General features: G+C 71.0%; 19 protein-coding genes. 10 read left to right on the top strand and 9 right to left on the bottom strand.

Annotation, left to right across the window (positions count from 1 at the left end; genetic code table 11):
- Positions 1-86: 86 nt before the first annotated feature.
- Positions 87-416, top strand: coding sequence for a hypothetical protein (locus tag FS532_RS15460; protein ID WP_144756292.1), 330 nt, complete (start codon positions 87-89; stop codon positions 414-416).
- Positions 417-474: 58 nt separating this feature from the next.
- The gene (locus tag FS532_RS15455) at positions 475-834 is read left to right on the top strand and encodes a hypothetical protein (protein WP_186322075.1); all 360 of its coding nucleotides are present in this window, start codon (positions 475-477) and stop codon (positions 832-834) included.
- Between the two features lie 22 nt (positions 835-856).
- Here the strand turns inward: FS532_RS15455 and FS532_RS15450 are convergent, their stop codons facing one another.
- Together FS532_RS15450 and FS532_RS15445 are read right to left on the bottom strand one after the other, a co-directional pair.
- Complete coding sequence (locus tag FS532_RS15450) at positions 857-1,591, bottom strand: SOS response-associated peptidase (protein WP_144756289.1); 735 nt, start codon at positions 1,589-1,591, stop codon at positions 857-859.
- Between the two features lie 41 nt (positions 1,592-1,632).
- Positions 1,633-2,301 (bottom strand): hypothetical protein, encoded by a 669-nt coding sequence (locus FS532_RS15445; protein WP_144756286.1) that lies wholly within the window; start codon positions 2,299-2,301, stop codon positions 1,633-1,635.
- A gap of 255 nt (positions 2,302-2,556) precedes the next feature.
- Between FS532_RS15445 and FS532_RS15440 the strand changes: the two genes are divergently transcribed.
- Together FS532_RS15440 and FS532_RS15435 are read left to right on the top strand one after the other, a co-directional pair.
- A complete protein-coding gene (locus FS532_RS15440; RefSeq protein WP_144756283.1) occupies positions 2,557-2,982 on the top strand; it encodes an organic hydroperoxide resistance protein in 426 nt (141 codons plus the stop codon).
- A 9-nt stretch (positions 2,983-2,991) separates the two neighbouring features.
- Positions 2,992-3,378, top strand: coding sequence for a YchJ family protein (locus FS532_RS15435; protein ID WP_144756280.1), 387 nt, complete (start codon positions 2,992-2,994; stop codon positions 3,376-3,378).
- On the opposite strand, the gene FS532_RS15430 is transcribed toward FS532_RS15435, so the two are convergent.
- Positions 3,371-4,237 (bottom strand): shikimate dehydrogenase family protein, encoded by an 867-nt coding sequence (locus FS532_RS15430; RefSeq protein ID WP_144756278.1) that lies wholly within the window; start codon positions 4,235-4,237, stop codon positions 3,371-3,373. The two genes, FS532_RS15435 and FS532_RS15430, sit on opposite strands and share 8 nt — an antisense overlap.
- A 58-nt stretch (positions 4,238-4,295) precedes the next feature.
- On the opposite strand from FS532_RS15430, the gene FS532_RS15425 reads away from it, so the two are divergent.
- Complete coding sequence (locus tag FS532_RS15425) at positions 4,296-5,300, top strand: iron-siderophore ABC transporter substrate-binding protein (protein WP_260852764.1); 1,005 nt, start codon at positions 4,296-4,298, stop codon at positions 5,298-5,300.
- 151 nt (positions 5,301-5,451) lie between these two features.
- Here FS532_RS15425 and FS532_RS15420 read toward each other — a convergent pair whose 3' ends face one another.
- Positions 5,452-5,856 (bottom strand): DUF1304 domain-containing protein, encoded by a 405-nt coding sequence (locus FS532_RS15420; RefSeq protein ID WP_222122002.1) that lies wholly within the window; start codon positions 5,854-5,856, stop codon positions 5,452-5,454.
- Between the two features lie 134 nt (positions 5,857-5,990).
- Here FS532_RS15420 and FS532_RS15415 point away from each other — a divergent pair, with 134 nt between their 5' ends.
- The 3 genes from FS532_RS15415 (at position 5,991) to FS532_RS15405 (ending at position 7,877) form a co-directional block, all read left to right on the top strand.
- A complete protein-coding gene (locus FS532_RS15415) occupies positions 5,991-6,314 on the top strand; it encodes a chorismate mutase (RefSeq protein WP_144756275.1) in 324 nt (107 codons plus the stop codon).
- Positions 6,311-7,384, top strand: coding sequence for a lactonase family protein (locus FS532_RS15410; RefSeq protein WP_144756272.1), 1,074 nt, complete (start codon positions 6,311-6,313; stop codon positions 7,382-7,384). Before FS532_RS15415 ends, FS532_RS15410 begins: the two co-directional genes overlap by 4 nt.
- 82 nt (positions 7,385-7,466) lie before the next feature.
- Entirely contained in the window at positions 7,467-7,877 is a 411-nt protein-coding gene (locus FS532_RS15405; RefSeq protein ID WP_144756269.1) for a GNAT family N-acetyltransferase, read from the top strand.
- A gap of 34 nt (positions 7,878-7,911) precedes the next feature.
- Here FS532_RS15405 and FS532_RS15400 read toward each other — a convergent pair whose 3' ends face one another.
- Genes FS532_RS15400 through FS532_RS15385 form a run of 4 tightly spaced genes read right to left on the bottom strand, consistent with a single transcriptional unit; the run spans position 7,912 to position 12,225 of the window.
- Positions 7,912-8,832, bottom strand: coding sequence for a 2-hydroxyacid dehydrogenase (locus FS532_RS15400; RefSeq protein ID WP_144756266.1), 921 nt, complete (start codon positions 8,830-8,832; stop codon positions 7,912-7,914).
- Between the two features lie 17 nt (positions 8,833-8,849).
- Positions 8,850-11,231 (bottom strand): phosphoribosylformylglycinamidine synthase subunit PurL, encoded by a 2,382-nt coding sequence (gene purL / locus FS532_RS15395; protein WP_144756494.1) that lies wholly within the window; start codon positions 11,229-11,231, stop codon positions 8,850-8,852.
- A 41-nt stretch (positions 11,232-11,272) separates the two neighbouring features.
- Positions 11,273-11,968, bottom strand: coding sequence for a phosphoribosylformylglycinamidine synthase subunit PurQ (purQ, locus tag FS532_RS15390; RefSeq protein ID WP_144756492.1), 696 nt, complete (start codon positions 11,966-11,968; stop codon positions 11,273-11,275).
- Between the two features lie 5 nt (positions 11,969-11,973).
- The gene (locus tag FS532_RS15385) at positions 11,974-12,225 is read right to left on the bottom strand and encodes a phosphoribosylformylglycinamidine synthase subunit PurS (RefSeq protein WP_144756263.1); all 252 of its coding nucleotides are present in this window, start codon (positions 12,223-12,225) and stop codon (positions 11,974-11,976) included.
- Positions 12,226-12,370: 145 nt separating this feature from the next.
- Here FS532_RS15385 and FS532_RS15380 point away from each other — a divergent pair, with 145 nt between their 5' ends.
- The gene (locus FS532_RS15380; protein ID WP_144756260.1) at positions 12,371-12,979 is read left to right on the top strand and encodes a PadR family transcriptional regulator; all 609 of its coding nucleotides are present in this window, start codon (positions 12,371-12,373) and stop codon (positions 12,977-12,979) included.
- Positions 12,976-14,580 carry a DHA2 family efflux MFS transporter permease subunit gene (locus FS532_RS15375; RefSeq protein WP_144756257.1) on the top strand — a complete coding sequence of 535 codons (1,605 nt, stop codon included), beginning with the start codon at positions 12,976-12,978 and terminating at the stop codon, positions 14,578-14,580. Before FS532_RS15380 ends, FS532_RS15375 begins: the two co-directional genes overlap by 4 nt.
- 194 nt (positions 14,581-14,774) lie before the next feature.
- Here the strand turns inward: FS532_RS15375 and FS532_RS15370 are convergent, their stop codons facing one another.
- Positions 14,775-15,596: a cytochrome c oxidase assembly protein gene (locus FS532_RS15370; RefSeq protein ID WP_260852773.1), complete on the bottom strand. Its 822-nt coding sequence runs from the start codon at positions 15,594-15,596 to the stop codon at positions 14,775-14,777.
- Positions 15,597-15,625 lie beyond the last annotated feature (29 nt).

Below are 15,625 nucleotides of genomic sequence, written 5' to 3'. Positions count from 1 at the left end.
GCGCGGGCATCGCTGGCGGCGGGAGGGGGTGTTCTCGTAGCGTTCTGGTGTCAGCAGTTGTACCCCGGATCGCGAAGGAGAGCGACATGAGCACCACCGTCAGCACCGACACCCGAGCCGAGGTCACGCTCGACACCGACACCGTCGACACCATCGCCATCCTCGAGGCCCAGGCCGAGCCGCACTCCCGCCCGTCGCGGGCCAAGCTCAGCTGGACGCAGGAGGAGGACGGCGAGTGGGTCGCCAACTACGGCGGCTACTTCGGCGGGTCGATCGACAAGCGCGACGGTCGGTACGTCGCCTCGGACACCTTCGGGTTGGTCGTCGGTGACTTCGAATCGCTCGAGCAGGCCCAGGCTCAGCTCGCGGACCAGCTGCACGTCATGCTGCCCTCCGTGATCCGACCCGTCGACTGAGCACTCCACCACGCACCACCACCGGTCAGCACCGCAGCAGGACAGCACGAGGAGCACCATGAGCACGGCCTTCGCCCACCCCCACCACGCCGAGGCGACGGGACACGAGGCGACCAGGCACGAGGCCACCGCGGACGAGGTCACGGTCGACACCGCCACCATCGCCGTGATCACCGAGATCGAGGCCGAGGTCGTCGCTCCCGAACAGCACGCCCGGATCACGTGGTCCCGCCCCGACACCGGGCTGTGGGCCGCGAACTACGGCGGGTACTACGGCGGCACGGTCGACCGTCAGGAAACGCACTTCTTCGTGTCCGACACGTTCGGCCAGTACGTCGGCGACTTCCGGTCCCTCGAGGAAGCACAGCAGCGGCTTGCCGAGCGGCTCCGGGTGCTCCTGCCCGACGTGCGTCGCTGACGGGCGTCCCTGACGCCTGGGGTCAGGCGATCCGCTCGATCAGCTGTGGGCCGTCGTTCCTGACGCTGTTCACGGTGCGCGCGACCTCGTACTGCTCGAGACCAGCAGCGACCGTCAGTGACTCGTGGTCGAGCAGGGCGAGCAGGTCGTCCGTGTCTCGTCCATCGGGGTCCAGCCAGTCGTCGTAGCCGTCCGGCGTGAGGAACGCCGGCATCCGGTCGTGCACCTCACCCGGCGCCACGTGGGCGTCGCGCGTGATGATCGCGAGCGAGAGCCGCCACTTGTCCGGGTCGCCCTCGGGCTTCGTCGGGTCCGGCCAGGCGCTCACCACGCCGGCCATGGCGAGTGCGCCGCCGGGCTCGTGGACGAAGTGCGGTTCCTTGCCGTCCTCGCGCACGACCCACTCGTAGTAGCCCTGCGCGGGCACGATGCACCGGTTCGTGGCGAAGGCCCGTTTGAACATGCCGCTCGTCGCCACCGTCTCGATGCGCGCGTTGATCGGCTTCGGGCGCTGCTTCTGGAAATCCTTCGCCCAGCTCGGCACGAAGCCCCAGCTGATCCGGGGGAGTTCCCGTTCGCCGTGCCGCTGCCGGACCGCGAACACGGGGTCCGCCGGCGCGACGTTCCAGCTCGGGACGAGGCCGGTGCCGACCACGCCGGTGTCCTCGTCCACGTGCTCGGTCCGATCGGCGAGCTCACCGATCAGTTCCGGCAGCAGATCGGCCGTGGTGTCGGAGACGACGAACCTTCCACACATGACCCCAGTGTGCTCGCGACCACCGACAGGCGTGCGGTCGATCACTCGCCGGGCAGGCCCAGCTTCGAACCGGTCGGATCCCGTCGCCACTGCGGACCGTCGGAGTCGGGCGGCGGCGCGGTGGCGAGCGCGGCGAGGCGGGCGCGTTCGGAGCGGCCCAGCCGGACGACCATGTCCGGGATCATCCCGATGTACAGGACGGGCCACACGAAGGCGACGGAGCGGAAGCCGCCGGCGACGATCGCCCCGAGACAGAGCAGCGCGAACCCGACGATCGTCGGACCGAACCGGGACAGCCGTCGGAGCAACCCGCGCTGCAGCAGGGGCACATCGTTCAGGACCGCAGCGCGGTCGTCCTGAGCGACAGGGCGGGGGCGTCGGTCGAGGTACGGCTGGACCGACCAGCGCACGGCCATCAGCGTGTCCGGACGGACCTGTCGCCCGTTGATCGTCGCCGCTGGGTCGACCGGCCGTGCGGTCCGGAAGCAGCTGAAGCACACCAGGCCGACACCGGCGGTGGTCAGCGCGATGGTGACGACGGCTCCCAGCACGGACGTCCCAGCCCAGGCGAACCGCACCTGCAGGACCACGGCTGCGATGAGCGCGAGGACCGCCGCGACGCCGGAAACTCGTGTCGCCCGGCGGACGCGCGCGGAGTCGAGGACGTCGCCGATCCGCTCCCGCAGCACCTGCCAACCGAGTCCGAACACGAGACTTCTTCTACTCGGTCGGTCTGAGAGTGGCGCGTGCCGGGCTACCCGTGTGTCGAGGGAGCAGAAATCGTCGGGTGTGCTGCGGCGACTCGACGATTGGTGCTCACTCGATCGGGCGTGGGGCCGGACACGCCCGGGGCCGGACTCGCATGGGGTCGGACACGCCCGGGTGCGGGCTTCGGGAGCGCGGGCAGCCCGCACCGTGACGCCGCGGCCCAGCGCTCGCTCAGGAAGGCGCGGTGCGCTCGACCTATGAGCCTCGACATCGTCTACACCGCAGCCGCCCACGCCACCGGCGGAGGCCGCGACGGCCACGTGCGCAGCGAGGACGACCGCCTCGACCTCGACACCCGCCTGCCGAAGGAGATGGGCGGCAGCGGCGAGGGCACCAACCCGGAGCAGCTCTTCGCCGCCGGGTACGCCGCGTGCTTCCTCGGTGCGCTGCACGCCGCCGGCAAGGAGCTCGAGGTCGACACCACCGACGCCGAGGTCTCGGCCGAGGTCGGCATCGGCGGCAACGGGCAGGGCGGCTTCGGCCTCGCGGTCGAGCTCGACGTCTACGCCCCGTCCGCCCGTCCGGAGCAGCGGCAGCGCCTCGCCGAGCGCGCGCACGAGATCTGCCCCTACTCGAACGCCACCCGCGGCAACATCACGGTCGCCATCTCGATCGTCGACTAGCGTTCCGGCGTGGTCACCGACGAATCGCGCTGCCCCTGCCTCAGCGGCAACCCCTACGGGGAGTGCTGCGGACCCCTGCACGGCGGCGCGGCGGCACCGACGGCCGAGCGGCTGATGCGCTCGCGGTTCAGCGCGTTCGCGCTCGGTCTGCCCGAGTACCTCCTGCTGACGTGGCACCCGCGGACGCGGCCGGAGGACCTCGAGTTGGACGCGGATCAGCGTTGGACCCGGTTGGACGTGCTGTCGACGCGGTCTGGAGGCCCGTTCGACTCCCGGGGAACGGTCGCGTTCCGCGCGTGGTGGCGTTCCGACACCGAGCGCGGCACGCTCGAGGAGACGAGCGAGTTCGTCCGCGAGGGCGGTCGCTGGTACTACGTGGACGGCGTCGTCAGCTGAGCACGGTGGGCGGCAGGCCCACGGCGGCGCGCATCGCCCGCCGCACGTCCGCCTCGGCGGGCAGCAGCTCGTCCTGGTCGCCGGTGAGGAAGAACCGGATCTGTCCGAGCGCCTGCTCCGTGAGCATGTCGAGGCCGTTGAGCACCCGGCCGCCCGCACCAGCCCAGCGCGAGGCGACCGCCGTGGGCCACGGCTCGTAGGCGACGTCGAACAGCACGGCGTCGGGCCCGGACGGCACCAGCTCGAGGGTGTCCGCGGCACCACCGGGCAGGGTCGAGACGACGAACCCGTGCCGCGTCCCGGGAAGGTCCGTCAGGGGCAGGACCTCGAGCGAGACGCCGAGCCGCACGGCCAGGTCGACGAGTGCTCCGGCCTTCGCGGTGTCGCGGAGGAACAGCCGCACCAGGGTCGCGCCGAGCCGGACGGCGGCCGTGAGGGCGCTCGCCGCGGTCGCACCGCCGCCGAGGACCGTCGCCTCACCGGGCAGGTGGCCGAGTGCCTCGACCGGTCGGACGAGCCCCTCGACGTCGGTGTTCGCCCCGTACCGCAGCACGGTGTCGCCAGAGGTCCGGAAGGCGATGGTGTTGGCGACCCCGAGCTCGTCGACCAGCGGAGTGGTCCGGTCGAGGAGCGGCAGCACGTCCCGCTTGAGCGGCATCGTGAGGCTCAGCCCACGCCATTCGGGCCCCAGCCCCGCGACGAACGCATCCAACCCGCCGGACGCGACCTCGTGCCTCCCGTACGACCACCCCAACCCCAGGACGTCGTAGGCCGCTGCGTGCAGCGTGGGGGAGAGGGAGTGCGCGATGGGGGAGCCGAGCACCGCGAGCCGGGTGCGGGCGGGATCGGTGACGGCCACGGTGATCCAGCCTATCCAGACGCTTTCCGTACCGGGCCGTTAGGTTAGGCTACCCTTCGTGATCCGTACTCCCCTCCGTCTCCGACGCGTGCTGGCCGCTGCCGGTGCCGTCGTCGCAGCGTCCCTCGTCCTCGCCGGGTGCGCCTCCGGCTCCGGCTCCCCGTCCTCCTCGTCATCGGGGTCGTCCGACGGGGCCTTCCCGGTGTCCATCACCACCGCGCTCGGCACCACGAAGATCGAGTCGCAGCCGAAGCGCGTCGTCGCCCTCGGGTGGGGCGACGCCGAGACGGCACTCGAGCTCGGCGTGCAGCCCGTCGGCGCGAGCGACTGGCTCGCCTTCGGTGGTGACGGCGTCGGCCCCTGGCTGAAGGGTGCCTACACGAAGTCGCCGAAGATCATCCAGACGCTCGAGCCGAGCTACGAGGACATCCTCAAGCTCAAGCCCGACGTGATCCTCGACGTGAAGTCCTCCGGCGACAAGGACCGCTACGCCAAGCTGTCCGCGATCGCGCCGACCGTGGCGATCCCGAAGGGCGGCGAGAACTACCTCGCCTCGACCCAGCAGCAGACCACGATGATCGCGAAGGCCCTCGGCAAGGAAACGGAGGGCAAGAAGCTGCTCTCCGACCTCGACGACGCCTACGCCGCGGCACGCAAGGCCCACCCGGAGTTCGAGGGCAAGTCCGCCGTCGTCGGTGCGTACAGTTCCGAGGGCTTCGGTGCCTACGCCTCGACGGACAGCCGCTCGACGTTCATGCGGAACCTCGGCTTCACCATCCCGAAGGCCATCGACGAGCAGGCCGGCAAGGCGTTCTCGGTGCACCTGTCGGACGAGAACCTCGACCTGTTGAACGCCGACCTGACGCTCATCCTGCCGATCTACGTCGACGCGTCGAAGGCCGAGGCGGACCCGCTGTTCCAGAAGGTGCCGTCGGTCGAGGCCGGGCACTCCATCGTGTTCGACGACGCCGATGTGTCCTCGGCGTTCTCGATGGGGACCACCGCGGCGATCGAGTGGGCGCTCGAGAAGCTACCGGACGAGTTCCAGGCGAAGCTCGGCTGACGCGACGATCCGCGCGTAGGAGGTCGTTTCGCGCGTAGGAGGCTGGAACTTCCGGCCTCCTACGCGCGTTTCTGCTTCCTACGCGCGGTTCCGCCTTCTCCGCGCGAAACAGCTGCCAGCCCGGCGTCCGCGGACGCGACGGTCGCGTCGGTCAGGAACCGAACGTGGACCCGAGGAACGCGAACAGCAGTGCGATCAGGGGGAACGCGCCCTGCACGAACGCGGAGTTGAGGTAGCGGCGGCCGGTGCCGGCGAGGACCACCGCGGCACCGAGCATCGACGCGGTCGCGAACACCACGAGGGTCCACCCGCTCGCGCTGTTGCCCGCGACGACGAGCACCACACCGAGGACCGCACCGATCGCGAGGAACAGGTTGTAGAACCCCTGGTTGAACGCCATCGAGCGGGTCGCCTGCACCTCGGTCTCCGACGACAGGCCGAAGATCTTGCGCACCCGGGGACTCGTCCACGCCACGGACTCGAGGAAGAAGATGTACACGTGCACGAGGCCAGCGAGGACCGCAAACACGCTCGAGATCACGAGCAGGACCGACATGGACTCCATTCTCGCAGGACCGAGGCCGTGCTCAGGTCCCGCTCAGGTTGCGGCGGCGGACGCGCGCGACACCCGGCAGCGGACGCGCGCGTAACCGACACCTGGTGGCCAGCCCCGGCCGTTAGGCTCGCAGCATGAGCGACGACGACACCACGCCCGCGTACGACCAGGCGGCCGTCGCCGAACTCGGCAGCATCCGGCAGAGCATCGACAACATCGACGCCGCCGTGATCCACATGCTCGCCGAGCGGTTCAAGTACACCCAGCGGGTGGGGTACCTCAAGGCCGCCGCGGGCATGCCGGCCGCCGACCCCGGTCGCGAGCAGGTCCAGGTCGCACGGCTCCGCTCACTCGCCGCCGAGTCGCACCTCGACCCCGCCTTCGCCGAGAAGTTCCTGAACTTCATCGTCGCCGAGGTCATCCACCACCACGAGCAGATCGCCGGCGGCGACGCGTGAGCGACACCCTCCCGGCGCTGCTCGTCGGCTCCTACACCGCCACGGGCGGCGGCAACGCCACGGGGATCTCGATCGTCCCTGCCGGTCCCGCCGGTGACGCCGAGGCCCGTACCGTCGCGGTCATGGACGACCCGTCGTTCCTCGCGGTGTCCGGTGACCGCGTCTACGCCGTGTCCGAGACCGCGGACGGCGGCGTCTCGGCGTTCCGTCGCGACGGCGCAGCGCTCGAGCACCTCTGGGACGCCCCGGCCGGCGGCGACGCCCCGTGCCACGTCCGGGTCGACCCGTCCGGTTCGCTCGTCGTCACCAACTACGTCTCCGGCACCGTGACGGCGATCTCGCTCGAGGCCGCCGAGTCCCACGCCGCATCACTCCTCGCGAGCGACGGGGTCGTGGGGGCGCACGGAAGCGATGACGTCGGCGTGCCCGCCGCGGCCGTCGTGACCGAGGTCCTGCCCGACGCCACCGGACCCGTCGAGGACCGCCAGGAGGGGCCGCACGCCCACCAGTCGGTCGCCACCCCGGACGGCACCGTGCTCGTCGCGGACCTCGGGGGCGACGCCCTGCACGAGTTCCGGATCACTGCCGAACCCGCGATCTCCCTCGTCCGTGTCCACCACGTGGCACCGGGGGTCGGTCCGCGACACTTGGCCTGGCACGACGGGGACCTGATCGTCGCCGGCGAGCTGGACGGGCACGTGCACCGCCTGCGCCGTGACGACTCCGGTTCGTTCGTGACCATCGCGTCGACGGCGACCTTCGAGGGTTCGGTGGGGGAGTCGCTGCTCAGCCACATCGAGGTCGACGACGCCGGGCTCGTGTACGTCGCCGTCCGTGGGCGGGACCTGATCGTGGTGCTCGACGCCTCCGACGGCGGGCTGTCGCTCGTCGGTTCGGCGTCGTCGGGCGGTGTCTGGCCACGACACTTCGCGCGCGTGCCCGGACACGTCCTCGTCGCGAACCAGATGTCGGACGCGATCGCCGTCCTGCCGACCGGCGACGACGGCGTCCCCGGCGAGGCCGTCGCGCAGATCCCGGTCGGCACGCCGACCTGCATCATCCCGGTCTGACGCGGCGTCACGTCGCCCCCGGGACGCTGCGATCCAGCCTGGAGGCACGGTGCGTGTCACCGGGACCGGCCAGACTGGGGAGATGGACGCGTCCTACACCCTCGTCTCCGGTCCGCCTCCGCTCGCCGACTACCTCCGGCTGCGCCGGGACTCCGGCCTGACGCCGAAGAACGCCGAGCAGGGCGCCGGAGCGATCGCGGGCAGCTGGTCGGCGTGCCACGTCGTGGACGAGCAGGGCACACCGGTCGCGATGGGTCGGACGATCGGCGACGGCGGGTGGTACTTCCACATCGCGGACATCGCCACGGACCCGGCTCACCAGCGCCGCGGTCTCGGACGCCGGGTCGTCGAGTGGCTCCTCGAGGACGTCCGCTCCCGGGCACCCGAGGGAGCGTACGTCACCCTCGTCGGGGACCCGCCCGGGCAGCGGCTCTACCGGTCGCTCGGGTTCGAGGACGTCGCACCGAGCCTCGGGATGGCGCGACTGACCTGAACCGCGTCGGACGTCAGCCGCCAGCCGTCAGCCGTCAGTTGTCGATGAGGTTCTCGAACGGGCGACCCTCGGCCAGCGCCGCCACCTGCCGGCGCATGAGCTCGATCGACCTCGGGACGCTCAGGTCGGTGTTGCCGCCGACGTGCGGGGTCAGGACCGTGTTCGGCGTCGTCCAGAGCGGGTGCCGCGCGGGGAGCGGTTCGGGATCGGTGACGTCGAGCGCCGCCGAGAGGCGTCCGGACTGCAGCTCGGCCACGAGGGCGTCGGTGTCGACGACCTTGCCACGCGCGACGTTCACCACGAGGGCGCCGTCGGGGAGCGCGGCGAGCAGGTCGGCGTCCACCAGTCGCTCGGTCTCGTCGGTCAGCGGCGCGATGAGGACGAGCACGTCGGTCTCGCGGACGATCGTCGGGAGCTCGCCGAACGCGTGCACCTGTCGGCCGTCCTGCTCGCGCGCGGTGCGTGCCACCACGGTCACCTCGGTGCGGAACGCCTCGAAGCGCGTGGCGATCGCGGAACCGATCGCCCCGTAGCCGACCACCGTCACCCGGCGGTCGGCCAGGGAACGGGTGGTCCGGGCGTCCCAGACCCCGTTCGCGCGGTCGGTCTGGAACGCCCCGAGCTCGCGCAGTGACGTCAGCGCGAGCCCCACCGCGAGTTCGGCGGTCTCGTCGTCGTGGATGCCGCGGCCGTTCGCGAGCTGCGCGTGGCCGGGGACGTGCGGGACCGCGTGCTCGTACCCGGCGCTCGGCAGCTGCAGCAGCTGGAGGTTCGGCAGGTCGTGCACGTACTGCCACCGGTGCCGTCCACCGAAGTAGAACGGCAGGAACGCGATGGCGACGTCGTCGGGGCGTCCGTACGGCGCCTCGACGTCCCACACGTCCAGCTCGATGCCGTCCGGCACGGGGCCGAACCGGTCGACGAGCTCGGCGAACGGCAGCGTGACGATCGGCATCCTGTCGGCGACCGCTGTCAGGAGTCGGTCCGCGGCGAGAACGCGCCGTCGGAGTCGAGCGGACCCCGGCCGACGTAGCCCTCGGTCACGTCTTCGACGATGACGTCCCCGAAGCGGCCCGGCAGCGTGGCGTTGTGCGTGCCGCGCAGCTCGTCGATCGTCGCCTCGAACGCCCCCTGGACCTCGAGCGACCCGCTCGTGGCGTCCGTGACGCCGATGCGGAGCACCGGGAAGCCCCGGCCGTCGCAGAGGCCCTGGAAGCGGACGTCGTCCTCGCGTCGGACGGTCACGATGACGCGGGCGGTCGACTCGGAGAAGAGCGCGGTTGCCGTGTCGACGCCGTCGCGGGCCTCGAGCTCGTCGAGCACCACGCGGGCGCCGAGGCCGAACCGGAGCACCGACTCCGCGAGCGACTGGCCGAGGCCGCCGTCCGCCAGGTCGTGGGCGCTGGTCAGCAGCTGCTCGCTCGCCGCCGCGTGCAGGAGGTCCGCGAGGGCCTTCTCACGCTCGAGGTCGACCGCTGGCGGCCGACCACCGAGGTGGCCGTGCACGGTGCCGGCCCAGGCCGAACCGTCCAGCTCGAGCGACGTGGTGCCGAGCAGGTAGATGTTGTGTCCGTCGTCCTGCCAGCCGGAGGGCACGCGGAGTGCGACGTCCTCGATCACACCGAGGACACCGACGACCGGGGTCGGGTGGATCGGCGTGGTGCCGGTCTGGTTGTAGAACGACACGTTGCCGCCGGTCACCGGGATCCCGAGCTCCATGCAGCCGTCGGCGAGGCCCTCGACGGCCTCGGAGAACTGCCACATGACCTCGGGGTTCTCCGGCGAGCCGAAGTTCAGGCAGTCGGTCACGGCCGCGGGGACGGCGCCGGTCACGGCGACGTTCCGGTACGCCTCGGCGAGGGCCAGCCGTGCGCCCTGCTTCGGGTCGAGCTGGCAGTAGCGGCCGTTCGCGTCGGTGGCGATCGTGACGCCGAGCCCGGTCTCCTCGTCGACGCGGATCATGCCGCCGTCGTCGGGGAAGGAGAGCGCGGTGTTGCCGAGCACGTAGGTGTCGTACTGGTTCGTCACCCAGTTCTTCGACGCGAGGTTCGGCGAGCCGAGCAGGCTGAGGAACTGCGCCTTGAGCGCGGGGCCGTCGGCCGGACGCTCGAGCGAGGCGGCGGTGTCGGCCTGCAGCGCGTCGATCCAGGTCGGGTAGGCGACCGGACGGTCGTACACCGGGCCGTCGACGGCGACCGTGCGCGGGTCGACGTTCACGATCTCCTGACCCTGCCAGTCGATGACGAGACGGCCGGTGCCGGTGACCTCGCCCAGGACGCTGGTCTCGACCTCCCACTTGCCGACGACCGCGAGGAACGCGTCGAGCTTCTCGGGGCGGACGACCGCCATCATGCGCTCCTGGCTCTCCGACATGAGGATCTCCTCGGCGGTGAGCGTCGGGTCGCGCAGCAGGACGTCGTCGAGCGAGATGTGCATGCCGCCGTCGCCGTTCGATGCGAGCTCCGACGTGGCGCAGGAGATGCCGGCGGCACCGAGGTCCTGGATGCCCTCGACGAGCTCCTTCTGGAAGAGCTCGAGGCAGCACTCGATGAGGACCTTCTCGGCGAACGGGTCGCCGACCTGGACCGCCGGACGCTTGGTCGGGCCACCCTCGGTGAAGGTGTCGGACGCCAGGATCGACGCGCCGCCGATGCCGTCGCCACCAGTGCGCGCACCGAAGAGCACGACCTTGTTGCCGGCGCCGGAGGCGTTCGCGAGGTGCAGGTCCTCGTGCCGGAGGACACCGACCGCGAGGGCGTTGACGAGCGGGTTGCCCTGGTAGACGGAGTCGAAGTAGGTCTCGCCGCCGATGTTCGGCAGGCCGAGGCAGTTGCCGTAGAACGAGATGCCACCGACGACGCCGTGCACGACGCGCTGGGTGTCCTCGTGGTCGATCGCGCCGAAGCGGAGCTGGTCCATCACGGCGACCGGACGAGCGCCCATCGAGATGATGTCGCGGACGATGCCGCCGACACCCGTCGCGGCGCCCTGGTACGGCTCGACGTAGGAGGGGTGGTTGTGCGACTCGACCTTGAAGGTCACCGCCCAGCCGTTGCCGACGTCGACGACACCGGCGTTCTCGCCCATGCCGACCATGAGGTTCTTCGTCATCTCCGGCGTGACCTTCTTGCCGAACTGCCGGAGGTAGTTCTTGCTCGACTTGTACGAGCAGTGCTCGGACCACATCACCGAGTACATCGCCAACTCGCCCGAGGTGGGGCGGCGGCCGAGGATCTCGCGGATCTTCGCGTACTCGTCCGTCTTGAGCCCGAGGGCCTCGTACGGCTGGTCCTTGTCGGGGGTCGCGGCGGCGTCCTGGACGGTGTCGGGCTTGGGGCGCACGAAGGTCGTCACGGTGTTGTCGTTCCCTGCTGAGGTGGCGTCGGTCGGCTCGGTCACTTGACCAGCGTCGACTCGATCACGGAGGTGAAGAAGGTGAGGCCGTCCGTGCCGGAGGCCATCGCCGCGGGGGTGTCCGGGCCGAAGCCGGGCTCCGTCGCGTGCTCGGGGTGCGGCATGAGGCCGACGACGTTGCCGCGCTCGTTCGAGACGCCCGCGATGTCGTCGATCGACCCGTTCGGGTTCACGCCGACGTAGCGGAACACGACCTGGCCGTTGTCCTCGATGCGCTTGATCTCGTCGGGGTCCGCCACGAAGCGACCGTCGGCGTTCTTCAGCGGGATCGTGATCTCCTGCTGGGCGGTGAAGCCCGAGGTCCACGCGGTCCCGGTGGTCTCGACGCGGAGCTTCTGGTCGCGGCGGATGAACTGCTGGTGCGCGTTGCGGGTGTGCGCGCCGGGCACGAGGCGGGCCTCGGCCAGCATCTGGAACCCGTTGCAGATGCCGAGCACGGGCATGCCCTTGCCGGCGGCGTCGATGACCTCGGCCATGATCGGAGCCTTCGCGGCGATCGCACCCGCACGCAGGTAGTCGCCGTACGAGAACCCGCCGGGCAGGACGATGGCGTCGACCCCCTGGAGGTCGTGGTCGCCGTGCCAGAGCGCGACGGGGTCGGCACCGGCGAGGCGGACCGCGCGCTGGGCGTCGCGGTCGTCGAGCGAACCCGGGAACGTGATGACGCCGATGCGCATCGAGGTCACTGGCCTTCGACCGTCACGGACACGACGTCCTCGATGACGGCGTTCGAGAAGACGTCCGCGGCGATCGCACGGACCTCGGCGAGCTTGGCGTCGTCGACCGGGCCGTCGACGGCCACCTCGAAGCGCTTGCCGATGCGGACGTTGGTCAGGTCGGCGTTGCCGAGTCGGGCCAGGGCGTTGCCCACGGCCTTTCCCTGCGGGTCGAGGATCTCGGCCTTGGGCATGACCTCGACGACGATCGTTGGCACGTGTTCACTCCAGCGCTTCGGGGGTGGGTGGGACCCGACCAGTCTAAGCGGCGCGCGCGGCGCGCCCGACCGCTTGTGGAGAACCCATCCAAGGCGTATATTCCAACCCGAATAGTCCACACGGAACACCGACCTGGAGGCACGGATGACGTCGATCACGCCGCTCGCGTTCGCCGCGCTCGGGCTCCTCGCCGAGGCGCCCATGCACCCCTACGAGATGTTCCAGACGATGCTGCAGCGGCGCGAGGACCAGAACGTCAAGGTCCGGCCGAGCACGCTGTACCACCAGATCGGCCGGCTGGTCGACCTCGGGTACGCCGAGGCGCTCGGCACCGCTCGCGAGGGCAACCGCCCGGAACGCACGACCTACGCGATCACCGACCACGGTCGGACCGCGCTCGAGGACGGCCTCCGTCGCATGATCGCCGAGCCGGCGGACGAGTACCCGGAGTTCCAACTCGCGGTCTCGCACATCGACAACCTGAGCGCCGCGGACGCGGTGACCGCCCTGCGGGCACGCGCCGACGCGCTCCGGGGCGAACGCGAGGAGTACGACCAGGCCGCCACGGGCCTCCAGGCCAAGCAGCTGGCGGGCCGCTTCTGGCTCGACGTGTCGTACGTCCGTGCCATGCTCACCGCGCAGATCGAGTGGCTCTCCGGGACCGCCGACCGGATCGCGAGCGGCGACGTCCCCTGGGACGGCCCGGCCGTCCCCCCGAACACCACCCAGACCAACAAGGAAAGCACTCGATGACAACCGTCGAAAAGAAGCCGTGGCCCGCCCTGTGGGCCCTCGTCGTCGGATTCTTCATGATCCTCGTCGACTCGACCATCGTGTCGGTCGCGACCCCCACCATCGCCGCGAAGCTCCACGCGGACATCAACTCCGTGATCTGGGTGACGAGCGCGTACCTCCTCGCCTACGCCGTGCCGCTGCTCATCACCGGCCGCCTGGGTGACCGGTTCGGCCCGAAGATCCTCTACCAGGTCGGTCTCGTCGTCTTCACGCTCTCGAGCCTCTGGTGCGGCCTGGCGGGTTCCATCGAGGTGCTCATCATCGCCCGCGTCGTGCAGGGCCTCGGCGCCGCGATGATGACGCCGCAGACGATGGCCGTCATCACACGCATCTTCCCGCCGCAGAACCGCGGTGCGGCGATGGGCCTCTGGGGTGCGGTCGCCGGTGTCGCCTCGCTCGTCGGACCGATCGTCGGCGGCCTGCTCGTCGACGGCTTCGGCTGGGAGTGGATCTTCTTCGTGAACGTCCCGGTGGGCATCGTCGCGTTCGTGCTCGCACAGCGCTTCGTCCCGACGTTCGACCGCCACGGGCACCGTTTCGACTACCTCGGCATCGTGCTGAGCGCGGTCGGCATGTTCCTGCTCGTCTTCGGCATCCAGGAGGGAGAGACCTACGACTGGGGCACCATCGCGGGGCCGATCTCGGTCTGGTCGCTCATCATCGCGGGCATCGTCGTGCTCGCCGCGTTCGTGGTGTGGCAGGGCGTCCAGAAGGGCGAGCCGCTGCTGCCGCTCGGTCTGTTCAAGGACCGCAACTTCACCCTGGCGAACATCGCCATCACCGCCGTCGGCGTCGCGATCTCCTCGTTCGCGCTGCCGATCATGCTGTGGGCGCAGGACGTCCTGACCTTCAGCCCGACCCAGGCCGCGCTGCTGCTCGTCCCGCAGGCCGTGCTGTCCGCGGGCCTCGCGCCGCTCGTCGGCAAGAACCTCAACCGCTGGAGCCTCCGCTGGGTCGCTTCGTTCGGTCTCGCCTGCTTCTCGGGAGCGCTCTTCTGGTTCGGGGCGCTCCTGGCCTCCGGCGCCGACTGGGGCTGGGTCCTGCTGCCGTCGACGCTGCTCGGTCTCGCCAACGCGTGCATGTGGGGACCGCTCTCGGTCTCCGCGACCCGCAACCTGCCGCCGAAGCTCGCCGGCGCGGGCTCGGGCGTCTACAACACCACCCGTCAGATCGGTGCCGTCCTCGGCTCCGCCGGCATCGCGGCGCTGATCGAGGCCCGCATCACGGCGAACTTCCCGGCGTCGACCGGTGGCACGAGCGGCGGCGGTGCCGAGCGGCAGGTCGGGGCGCTCCCCGGGTTCCTGCAGCAGCCGTTCGCCACGGCGATGGGGCAGTCGCTCGTCCTGCCGGCCGTGGTGCTCGTCATCGCGATCGTGGCGGCACTGTTCCTGGCGAAGCCGAAGCAGACCGTGGCGTGGCAGCAGACCGGTGCCGTGTCGGACGGATCGTCGACGGCCGCCGAGCAGCGTCACGGGGTGCACGCCGCGGCAGCTGCGCCGGAGACCCCCGAGGCGGAACTCGCCGCGACCGATCACCACGGGCGACACTCGGGCGAGTAGCCCCGCGCACCGACGAGCCCCGCGCTGCCCCGGCAGTGCGGGGCTCGTTCGCGTTCGGCGTCACTCGACGTACGGTGCGAGCTTCCGCGCTGTGTGCGAGGGTGCGGCGCTCCCACGGTGCGCGGAACCTCGCACACTGCGGGCCGACGCGACGCGCGGGCCGACGCGACGCGCGGGCCGACGCGACGCGCGGCTCACCCCCGGCGCTGCAGGTGCGCCCGGGTGAGCTCGTCCATCTCCTCGTCGGTGAGGGCGTCGATCGTGCGGGCCTCGCGGCGGTCGGTGCGCTGCCACCGGATGAAGAGCGAGATGAGCACCGGGATGTCCGCGACCTCGGCGATGAACCACAGCAGGTCACCCGCCAGGTGTTGATCGCGCAGCGGTGACGGGAACCACGGCTGCCCGACCGCCTGCACCACCGAGCCGTCGAGCACGTGGTTCGTGATCCGCAGCACGATGCCCGGGATCGCGTCCGCCATCAGCTCGACGAACGCCAGCAGGAACTCGACCGTGACGAACGTCGACGAGCGGAGGACGCCCGGCTCGGACAGCGGCGTGAGGAGCGTGAAGCCCAGCACCGGCACGAGCACCGTGATCGCGGTGGCCCAGACCGGGGACTCTCGGGTGGTCGCCGCGAACGGGGTGAGCAGCACGCAGAACAGCGCGAGGGCGATCAGCGGCGCGACGATCGCGTTGCCGAGGAACCGCACCGGACGCGACCGCAGCACGGCGGTGGCGGTCTGCGCGAGGCGATCCGGGCCTCCGGTCCGCAGCAACGAGACGGGCGCGGCGAACGCGGCGAAGGTGGGGACCGCGAAGAAGAGCAGGGCGAGGCGCAGCACGAACGCCCAGCGGAGCTCCTGGTCGTAGACGCCGACGACGCCGAACTGCAGGATCCCGAACAGGACGAGCGCGCCGAGGAACGCGAGGCTCCGCCACCACGGCCAGCGCGCACCGCGGCGCGCTGCGCCGACCACCCACCACCCGTACGTGATCGCCGCGACGCCGATGAGCACCGCTGCCAACGGGTCGACGTGCCAGATGC

The organism is Curtobacterium pusillum (assembly GCF_007673235.1).
In the GTDB taxonomy this organism is placed as follows: domain Bacteria; phylum Actinomycetota; class Actinomycetes; order Actinomycetales; family Microbacteriaceae; genus Curtobacterium; species Curtobacterium pusillum_C.
The sequence above is the reverse complement of the archived record's forward strand: the minus strand, read 5'-3'. Positions and strand labels throughout refer to the sequence as shown.